Raw genomic sequence first — 9,446 nt, forward strand, 5'->3', positions numbered from 1 at the left:
CCGGGCCGCCGAGCGGCCCGCGGGCTAGGGGCTCCGAGCGGGGCCCGGCCGACCCCGGGCATGATGGGTCGGAACCCGCACACGTGGTGCGGCCGGCGGACCGCCGGCCGCACGCCCACGCCCACGCCGAGGACGGAGCAGCGCATGACGCACACCCCCCGAGACGCCGACGCGGAGGGCGGGCCCGTCGAGCCCGTGCTGGACGCCCGCGACCTGCGGCTGGCGTACCCGGCGCGGCGCGGTGCGGAGACGCCGCCGGCCGTCGACGGGATCACGCTCCGCATCCTCCCGGGCGAGGTGCTGGGCGTGGTCGGGGCGAGCGGGTCCGGCAAGTCGTCCCTCGCACGCGTGCTCGCGGGCCTCGTGCCGTCGGGCGACGAGGGGGCCGCCGTGCCGCGGATCACGGGTGGCGACGCCTCCGTCCTCGGGCAGGGCCTCCGCCGCATGGGCCGCCGCGCGCGCACGCGCACCACGTACGGCATCGGCTACGTGCCGCAGGACGCCGGCACCACGCTGCACCCGCAGCTCACGGCGAGCGAGGCCATCGCCGAGCCGATATTCTCCCGCGACCGCCGCTTCGACAGCCAGGTGGCCGCGCGCCGGGTCGTCACGCTCCTGACGGCGCTCGACCTGCCGCCCGGCACGCAGGACAGGTACCCGCACGAGCTCTCGAGCGGCCAGCGCCAGCGCGTCGCCCTCGCCCGGGCGCTCGTGCTGGGTCCCCGCCTCCTCATCGCCGACGAGCCGACGTCGGGGGTGGACGTCATGAGCCGCGTCGCCGTGCTCGACCTGCTGCGCGACCTGCAGTCCCGCGGCGGCTTCTCGGCCCTCGTGGTCAGCCACGACCTCGCGGTCGTCGAGCGCCTCACCGACCGCCTCGCCGTCCTGCACCGGGGCACGCTCGTGGGCTACGGCGCGATCGACGACGTGCTGGCGGATCCCACGCACCCGTACGTGCAGGGGCTCGCGCAGTCGCGCACGGCCGCCGACCGCGATGCCGCCGAGCACGAACCCGCCCGGCACGAGCCGGATCCCGCCGAGCCCGACGCCGCCGACCCCGCCGTCGTGCTCCGATCCCCTGAACCGCCCGCCCGCGTCCCGCACCCCCGGAGGCCCCGCATATGACCGACACCACCGCATCCACGCCCGCACCCCGCCGCGTCCACCGCGCGGTCGACGGCGCCACGCCGCACCGCCTCACGGGCGACGTGCGTCCCACGCCCGGCCCGATCGCCATGCTGCCGCGCACGGAGGACGCCTACCTGGAGGCGGTCCGGGCGGGCGGGGGCGAGGTCGCCGAGCTGTCGGAGGAGACCCGCGGCATCGTCTGGCTCTCCATCCGCCGCGCCGCCGAGCTCACCGACACGCTCGCCGCCAACCCGCAGGTCCAGTGGGTGCAGCTGCCGTTCGCGGGCGTCGACGCGTTCGCCGACACGCTCCGCGAGTGCGACCGGCCCGACCTCGTCTGGACGAGCGCGAAGGGCGCCTACTCGGAGCCCGTCGCCGAGCACGCGCTCGCGCTCACCCTCGCCACGCTGCGCCAGCTGCCGGAGCGCGCGCGGGCGACCTCGTGGGGATCCTCCGCGGGCCTCTCGCTCTACCGCTCCGAGGTCGTCGTGGTCGGCGCCGGCGGCATCGCGCTGGAGTACATCCGGCTGCTCGCCCCCTTCGACTGCACCGTCACGGTCGTCCGCCGGAGCGGCGACCCGGTCGAGGGCGCCGACCGCACCGTCACCGCCGACCGCCTCGACGAGGTGCTCCCGGGCGCCGACGTCGTCATGCTCGCCGCGGCCAGCACCGACGACACCGCCGGTCTCATCGGCGCCGCGCAGCTCGCGGCCATGAAGGACACCGCCGTCCTCGTCAACATCGCCCGTGGCGCGCTCATCGACCCCGACGCCCTGCTCGACGCGCTCCGCTCGGGCGCGATCCACGGCGCGGGCCTCGACGTCACGTCGCCCGAACCGCTTCCCGACGGCCACCCGCTGTTCTCCGAGCCGCGCTGCATCGTCACACCGCACACCGCGGACACGCCGGACATGGTGAGGCCGCTGCTGGCCGAGCGGATCCGCCTCAACACGCAAGGCTTCATCAGCACGGGCGACTTCGTCGGCATCGTCGAGCCGTCGTCGGGCTACTGAACCCGAGGGGGCGCCGAGCGGCGCCCCCGCCGTGTCGGCCGCGCCCCGTAGGGTGAGCGACGTGATGACGCCCGAGGAAGCCGCAGTGCCCGAGGTCTCGATGTGGGCGGGCGGCTACACCGCCGACTCCGGCGGATCGGGCATCGGCATCACGGGTCTCGCGGTCGACCCCATCACGGGCGACATCGCGGTCGTCGGCACCGCGGTCGAGACGCCGTCGCCGTCGTTCCTCCTCGCGCACGGCGACATGGTCTACGCGGTGGGCGAGGCCGCCGACCGCGTGGAGGCGTTCCGCCGGGGACCCGGCGGCTCGCTCCAGTGGGCGGGCGGCCAGCCGAGCGGCGGATCCGGGCCCTGCCACCTGCACGTCGTGGGCGGCCTGCTCCTCACGTCGCACTACGGCGACGGCGTGATCGCCGTGCACCCGATCGCGGACGACGGCACCCTCGGAGAGGCCGTGCAGCTGCTCTCCAGCGAGGGATCCGGCCCCCGCCCGCAGCAGGACGGGCCCCACGCCCACAGCACGCTGCACGTCGGCGGCGGCGTCGTGCTCAGCGCCGACCTCGGCACCGACACCGTCCACGCCCACGCGCTCCGCGACGGCCGGCTCGACCGCATCGGCGCCCTCGCGCTCCCGCCGGGCACCGGGCCGCGGCACATGGCCCTCCTGTCGTCCGGTCGCGTGCTCCTGGTGGGCGAGCTCGACGGCACCCTGCACGCGCTCGAGGGGAGCGGCGCCTCCTGGCGCGTCACCGCGTCCACGTCGTGCGCAGCCGAGCCCGACGCCCGGGACTCCGCCGCCGAGGTGCGCGTCTCCGCGGACGAGCGGCTCGCCTACGTCGGCCTCCGCGGTTCCGACCGGATCGCCGTGGTCGGCATCGCCGCCGACGGCGCGCTCGCGCCCGTCGCCGCGTTCGACTGCGGCGGCGAGACGCCCCGGCACCACGTGGTCGTCGACGACCGGCTGCACGTGGCGAACCAGGGATCCGGCACGGTCGCCTCCTTCCGGCTCGACCCGGCGACGGGCCTGCCCGCAGCGGGTCCCGCCGTGATCGCGGTGCCGAGCCCGACCTGCCTGCTGCCCGCCGGGTAGCAGGCCGCCGTCCCGAGCCGCTCAGCGCAGGAGCAGGGGAGCGGCCGCGCGGATCTCCTCCTCGACCCCGAGGCCGCGCCATCCCGCCGAGGTGAAGGCCCGGCCGCCGACCCCGTTGCGGTCCATCAGCGCGAAGCCGACCGCGCGGATCCCGGAGTAGGCGATCAGCACGGGGCGCTCGGGATCCGACACGAGCCGCACGATGCGCTCGCGCCTGGCCTCGAGGACGGGCAGCGTGTCGGCGGGGCCGTCGTCCGGATGGGAGCGGATCGCGTCGGCGACCGGATCGTCACCTGAGGGGTCGCGCGCCCGGAGGTCCTCGTCGAGCAGAGGCCACAGCCGGTCCGCGTCGTTCGGACGGGCGACCACGACCTGGAACATCCCCATGTCGCGACGCTACCGGGCACGGCGGAGGATCGGCGGGATCGGAGCCGGGCGCGGGCTCGCAGGGCAAAGTAAAAGGCCCCGCGGGTGGAGCCGCGAGGCCTTCGCTCCCCGAGTTGGACTCGAACCAACAACCTGCCGGTTAACAGCCGGCTGCTCTGCCAATTGAGCTATCGAGGATCACGTGGAGCAACCTGGAAAGCGTAGCAAAGATTCTGGCCCGCTCCGCTCACCCGGACGCCCGGACGCCCGAGCAGGTCCGGACCTCAGTCCTCCAGGTGGTCGCGCCCCGGCAGCCACGACTGCCCGGGCACGCCCCAGCCGCTCTTGCGGATCACCTTCGCCACCGGCTTCCGGTGCTCGTGCGCGAGACGGTCGGTGTAGAGCAGGCCGTCGAGGTGGTCGAACTCGTGCTGCAGGATGCGCGCGAACCAGCCCGCCGCCTCGATCTCGAACGGCCGCCCGTCGAGGTCGACCGCCCGGAGGATCGCCCGGTCGGCGCGCACGAGCGGGAACCGCTCGCCCGGGAACGACAGGCAGCCCTCCTCCTCGGTGTCCTCGTCGGCCTCGCGCACCGGCACGGGGGTGATGAAGAGGTCCGGGTTCACGGCGACGCCCCGCAGCGGCTCGCCCTCGTCGGTCTCGTAGGAGTACACGAACACGCGCAGCGGCACGCCCACCTGGGGCGCCGCGAGGCCCACGCCGGGGGCCTCGTCCATGGTGTCGTACATGTCGGCCACGAGGGTCCGCAGGTCGTCGTCGAACACCTCCACCTCGCGGGCCGGAGCGTGCAGGACGGGGTCTCCGGTGATCCGGATGGGGAGGACGGCCATGCTGCCGATGATAGGCGGGCCGCCGGGTAGGGTCGGGGCGTGCCCTTCGACGCCAGCCCCGTCCTCCAGGCCGCCTCGTTGACCCCGTACCAGGCGCTCGGGATCCCGATCGCGCTCGTGGGCGCCGTGTTCCTGTCCCTGGGCGCGCAGCTGCAGTCGCAGGGCGTGGCGAAGATGGAGGCGCGCGGGAAGAAGAGCACAGCGGGTCTCAGCCTCCGCCAGCTCGGCGCGCTGCTCGGCCGCCCGTCGTGGGTCGCCGGCACCGTGATGCTCGGCCTCGCCATCGTCTTCCAGCTCGCGAGCCTGCGCCTCGCGCCGCTCATCGTCGTGCAGCCGCTCGGCGCGGTCGCGCTCGTCGTGACGGCCATCCTCAACTCCCGGGCCACGGGGAAGCGGCTCGACCTCAAGGCCAAGCGGGCGGTCGCGCTGTGCATCGGCGGCGTCGGCCTCTTCGTGGTGTTCGCCGCGGTCTTCGCGAAGGAGACGCCCATCCGCACGCCCGAGCTCATCACGATCCTGGTGATCCTCGGCATCGTGCTGGTGCTGCTCGGCGGCCTCTTCCTCTACTTCCGGCGGCACGTGCGCGCGATCTTCTACATCATCAGCGCGGGCGTGCTCTACGGCTTCGTGGCGACGCTCGCCAAGGTCGTCATCAACCGCCTGACGACCGGCGACTTCGACGTGCTCACGGCCGTCTGCATCGTGGCCCTCATCGCCGCGACGCTCCTCGGCGCGTACTTCGTGCAGACGGCGTACTCGTCGGGACCGCCCGACCTCGTCATCGCGGGCCTCACGGTCGTCGACCCGCTCGTCGCCGTGTGCATCGGCGTCACGGTCCTCGGCGAGGCCGCGGACGCTCCGCTCTACGCCGGCGTGGCGTTCCTCGTCGCGGGCGCCGTCGCGGTCGCCGGCGTGTTCCAGCTCGCCAAGCACCACCCGCACGCGTCCTGACGGATCCGCCGGCCACCGCGCCGACGGCCGTCGCGGGCGCCGCTCCCGCGACCACGGTGCGCCGTCGGGCCGTCCCGGGGCCCGTGCGATACGTTGCTCTGCGACACCCGGCCCGCGCCACCCGGATCCACGTGACGCGCGCCGGACGCCGACACCACTGGAGAGACACTTCTTGCCGAACACCTCAGGGCAGACCCCGCGCGAGCCGGCGACCCCCGGTCGACCGCTGCGCATCCTCATCGGCGCGGACACGTTCCCGCCGGACGTGAACGGGGCAGCGCGCTTCGCCGAGCGCCTCGCGGGCGGGCTGGTCCGACGCGGTCACGAGGTGCACATCGTCGCCCCCGCAGCGAGTCGCAAGCACGGCACGTGGACCGAGGTCCACGACGGCCAGGAGATGACGGCGCACCGCCTCCGCAGCTACCGCTGGTACCCCCACGACTGGCTGCGCTTCGCCCAGCCGTGGTCGATCAACCAGGACTCCGCGCGCATCCTGGACGCCGTCCAGCCCGACGTCGTGCACTTCCAGTCGCACATCCTCACGGGCCGCGGCCTCAGCATCGAGGCCGAGAAGCGCGGCATCCGCATCATCGGCACCAACCACTTCATGCCGGAGAACATGCTCCAGCACACGCTCCTGCCGGTGGCGTGGCAGGACAAGGCCATCTCGATGGCGTGGAAGGCCGCGCGCCGCACCTTCGGGCGCGCCGAGGCCGTCACGACGCCCACGCGCCGGGCCGCCCAGTTCCTCGAGAAGTACACGGGCCTCACGGGCGTGATCCCCATCTCGTGCGGGATCGACGCCTCCAACTACACGCCGGACTTCACCCCGCGCACCCGCAACCGCATCGTGTTCGTCGGCCGGGTGACGGGGGAGAAGCAGATCGACGTGCTGCTCCGCGCCTTCGCGCTCCTGCCCGCGTCGCTCGACGCGGAGCTCGAGATCGTCGGCGGGGGAGACCAGAAGACCGCGCTCGAGAAGCTCGCCGCCGACCTCGGCATAGCCGACCGCACCACATTCACGGGCTACGTCTCCGACGAGGAGCTGCGCCGCGCCTACACGCGCGCCACCGTGCTCGCGATGCCGAGCATCGCCGAGCTGCAGTCCATCGTCACGATGGAGGCGATGGCCTCCGCGCTCCCCGTCGTGGCCGCAGACGCGATGGCCCTGCCGCACCTCGTGCACGACGGTGAGAACGGCTACCTGTTCCGCCCCGGCGACGTCGACGACCTCGCGACGAAGCTGCGCCGGGTCCTCGAGCTGCCCGAGGAGGAGCTGCAGCGCATGAAGCGCGAGAGCCTCGCGGTGGTCGCGACGCACGACATCGAGCGCACGATCTCGACGTTCGAGAGCCTGTATCGTGGCGAGTCCGTGGCCGCACCGGTCACGGACGAGGCACGCGGACGCACGGACGGCTCAGGCGCCGCCTAAGTACGCCGCTCGGGGCGGTAGCTCAGCTGGTCAGAGCATCGGACTCATAATCCGCCGGTCACGGGTTCAAGTCCCGTCCGCCCTACTCCTGCACAGCCCGGCCTCGTGCTGCGACGAGCGCTACGCGCCGGCTCGCACCGACCCTCGCCCCTCGGATTGGGGTGCACGTTCCCAATAGCACGGTGCCGCCGCGACCGCCATGGGGATGTCCCCTGGATTACCATGGGAGCGGAAATATCCCCGGTCGCGGGGGCCCGAGGGCGACCGTCGACCGCCACCGGCCATCCGCCGACGAGGCGTCGTCACGCGCGTCGGGGCCGCCCCACGCGAGGACACGATGACCAGCACCCGCACCAGCCGCCCGAGCCGACCCACGACGGTCGCCCCGGAGGGCTCCAGCACGAGGTCGTTCCGCGGCGACATCCAGGGCCTGCGCGCCCTCGCCGTGATCGCCGTGATCCTCGACCACCTGCTCGCATGGCCGTCCGGCGGGTTCCTCGGCGTCGACGTCTTCTTCGTGATCTCGGGCTTCATCATCACGTCGCTGCTGCTGCGCCAGCATGACAAGCTCGGCCGGATCTCGTTCGCCGACTTCTACCGCAAGCGCGTCAAGCGCATCCTCCCGGCCTCGACCGCCGTGCTCCTCGTCACGGTCCTCGCGAGCTGGATGGTGTTCCTCGCCGGTCGCGCGTCCGCCATCGCGTGGGACAGCGTCGCCGCGTTCTTCTTCGTCGCCAACTGGCGCTTCGCCGCGACAGACACCGACTACTGGGCCGCCGACAGCGCCGTCTCGCCCGTCCAGCACTACTGGTCGCTCGGCGTGGAGGAGCAGTTCTACGTCGTCTGGCCGATCCTCCTCACGCTGGGCCTCGCGCTCTCGCTGCGCTTCCGCGGGCCCGGCCGCTACCGGGGGATCCTCACCGCGATCCTCCTCGTCGTCACGGTCGGCTCGTTCGCCTGGGCCATGGCCGACACCGCGGGCAACGCGGCCGTCGCCTACTTCTCCACGCTCTCCCGCGCGTGGGAGCTCGGCATCGGCGCGCTGCTCGCCGTCGCCACGCCGCTGCTGCGTCGCATCCCGGACGCCGCGCGTCCCGTCATCGCGTGGGCCGGCCTCGCCGTGATCGCCTACGGGCTGTTCGCGCTGAGCAGCGAGTCGCCCATCCCGGCACCCGGATCCGCGATCCCCGTCGTCGGCGCCGCGCTCGTCATCGCGGGAGGCACGGGCGGCGCCCAGCGCTTCCTCTGGCCCCTCACCAACCCCGTGTCGCGCTACCTCGGCGACATCTCGTACTCGCTCTACCTGTGGCACTTCCCGGTCATCGTGATCCTCGCGGCCGTCGCCGACACCGCGGACCTCGGCTACCCGGTCATCGTGCTGGTGCTCACCCTCGGCCTGTCGGTGCTCTCGTACCACGGCCTCGAGGACCCGATCCGCCGCTCGCACTGGCTGGAGCCCGGTGCCGCCGCGCGCCGCAAGAAGAAGCGGTCGAGGCGCCAGAAGGGCTTCGGGGCGTCGACCGGCACGAAGGTCGCCGCCCTCGGGACCGCCGCGCTCCTCACCGTCACGTTCATCAGCCTCGCCGTCGTCCGGCAGCAGGAGATCCAGGACGCGTCGCGGATCGCCACCGGTCCGGCCGCGCCCGGCGAGGAGGACCCCGTCGAGACCGCCGAGCTCGCGGGCGGAGACCTCGGGGCGCTGCAGGGGCAGATCCGCGACGCCCTCGCCGCCACCAGCTGGCCGGCGCTCGACCCCGCCATCGACGGCCTGGAGAAGTCCGCCGTCCCCGTCGAGGACGGCCAGGGCTGCGGCCGCACCGACGTGGACAACCCGCGCTCCTGCTCCTTCGGCGACAGCCGGAAGCCCACGATCATGGTCCTCGGCGACTCGACCGGGATCACGCTGCTGCCGACCGTGCGGGCGCTGTTCGAGGCGACGCACCACATCCGCGGCCTCACCTACGCAGGCTGCGCCGTCATGGACGTCGAGTGGGACTTCCCGGACGCCTCGACCAAGGGCGGCTGCCTGGAGTTCCGCGCGGAGGCCATCGCGGCGATCCAGGAGGAGAAGCCGGAGATCCTGTTCGTCAGCAACAGCTACGGCCAGATCCTGAAGCTCGCGTCGAAGGCGACCGGCGACGACGCGGTGGCCGAGTGGTCCGGGGGCGTGCAGAGCACGATCGGGCAGGTGCGCGACAGCGTCGGGAAGGTCGTGCTCGTCTCGTCCCCGCCCGTCGGCCAGCCGCTCGAGACGTGCGCCACCAAGGTCTCGACGCCCGCCGACTGCCAGGCGTCGATCCCCGGCGCCTGGAAGGTGGGGGACCGCGCGCAGGCCGACGCGGCCGCCGCGCTCGGCATCGCGTACCTCGACACCTCCTCGCTGTTCTGCTGGGAGGAGCGCTGCCCGTCCTTCGTCGGGAGCACGCCCACGAAGCGCGACAGCGTGCACACCACGCCGCAGTACGCCTCCGTGATCACGCCCGCGTTCCGGCAGATGCTGGACGAGGCGCTGGCGGGCGTGCCGGCCTGATCCCGCCGCGACCGCCCGACGCGGTCGCCGTCCCCGCACGTCCACGAGCCCGGTCGCGCCCTGCGCGGCCGGGCTCCGTCGC

At 73.7% G+C, this 9,446-nt stretch carries 8 protein-coding genes and 2 tRNA genes; 7 read left to right on the top strand and 3 right to left on the bottom strand.

Annotated features, from left to right (window positions below; translation table 11 throughout):
- The first annotated feature begins 144 nt into the window (after positions 1 to 144).
- The 3 genes from DZG00_RS08415 (at position 145) to DZG00_RS08425 (ending at position 3,234) form a co-directional block, all read left to right on the top strand.
- Positions 145 to 1,125 carry an ABC transporter ATP-binding protein gene (locus tag DZG00_RS08415; RefSeq protein ID WP_119382851.1) on the top strand — a complete coding sequence of 327 codons (981 nt, stop codon included), beginning with the start codon at positions 145 to 147 and terminating at the stop codon, positions 1,123 to 1,125.
- A gap of 110 nt (positions 1,126 to 1,235) precedes the next feature.
- Entirely contained in the window at positions 1,236 to 2,141 is a 906-nt protein-coding gene (locus DZG00_RS08420; protein ID WP_119382853.1) for a D-isomer specific 2-hydroxyacid dehydrogenase family protein, read from the top strand.
- 64 nt (positions 2,142 to 2,205) lie between these two features.
- Positions 2,206 to 3,234 carry a lactonase family protein gene (locus DZG00_RS08425; RefSeq protein ID WP_119382852.1) on the top strand — a complete coding sequence of 343 codons (1,029 nt, stop codon included), beginning with the start codon at positions 2,206 to 2,208 and terminating at the stop codon, positions 3,232 to 3,234.
- Between the two features lie 21 nt (positions 3,235 to 3,255).
- On the opposite strand, the gene DZG00_RS08430 is transcribed toward DZG00_RS08425, so the two are convergent.
- From DZG00_RS08430 to def, 3 genes are all read right to left on the bottom strand, one after another.
- A complete protein-coding gene (locus tag DZG00_RS08430; RefSeq protein WP_119455529.1) occupies positions 3,256 to 3,621 on the bottom strand; it encodes a hypothetical protein in 366 nt (121 codons plus the stop codon).
- Between the two features lie 104 nt (positions 3,622 to 3,725).
- Positions 3,726 to 3,798, bottom strand: a tRNA-Asn gene (locus DZG00_RS08435).
- Positions 3,799 to 3,884: 86 nt separating this feature from the next.
- On the bottom strand, positions 3,885 to 4,451 hold the full coding sequence (gene def / locus DZG00_RS08440; RefSeq protein WP_119382433.1) for a peptide deformylase: 567 nt from the start codon (positions 4,449 to 4,451) through the stop codon (positions 3,885 to 3,887).
- Between the two features lie 39 nt (positions 4,452 to 4,490).
- On the opposite strand from def, the gene DZG00_RS08445 reads away from it, so the two are divergent.
- From DZG00_RS08445 to DZG00_RS08460, 4 genes are all read left to right on the top strand, one after another.
- Positions 4,491 to 5,402, top strand: a complete 912-nt coding sequence (locus tag DZG00_RS08445) for a DMT family transporter (protein WP_119382432.1) — start codon at positions 4,491 to 4,493, stop codon at positions 5,400 to 5,402.
- 172 nt (positions 5,403 to 5,574) lie between these two features.
- Positions 5,575 to 6,834: a glycosyltransferase gene (locus tag DZG00_RS08450; RefSeq protein ID WP_119382431.1), complete on the top strand. Its 1,260-nt coding sequence runs from the start codon at positions 5,575 to 5,577 to the stop codon at positions 6,832 to 6,834.
- 11 nt (positions 6,835 to 6,845) lie between these two features.
- Positions 6,846 to 6,919, top strand: a tRNA-Ile gene (locus tag DZG00_RS08455).
- A 252-nt stretch (positions 6,920 to 7,171) separates the two neighbouring features.
- Positions 7,172 to 9,364 carry an acyltransferase family protein gene (locus tag DZG00_RS08460; RefSeq protein WP_119455530.1) on the top strand — a complete coding sequence of 731 codons (2,193 nt, stop codon included), beginning with the start codon at positions 7,172 to 7,174 and terminating at the stop codon, positions 9,362 to 9,364.
- The last annotated feature ends 82 nt before the right edge of the window (positions 9,365 to 9,446 follow it).

This window comes from Clavibacter lycopersici, assembly GCF_003576405.1.
GTDB classification, from domain to species: domain Bacteria; phylum Actinomycetota; class Actinomycetes; order Actinomycetales; family Microbacteriaceae; genus Clavibacter; species Clavibacter lycopersici.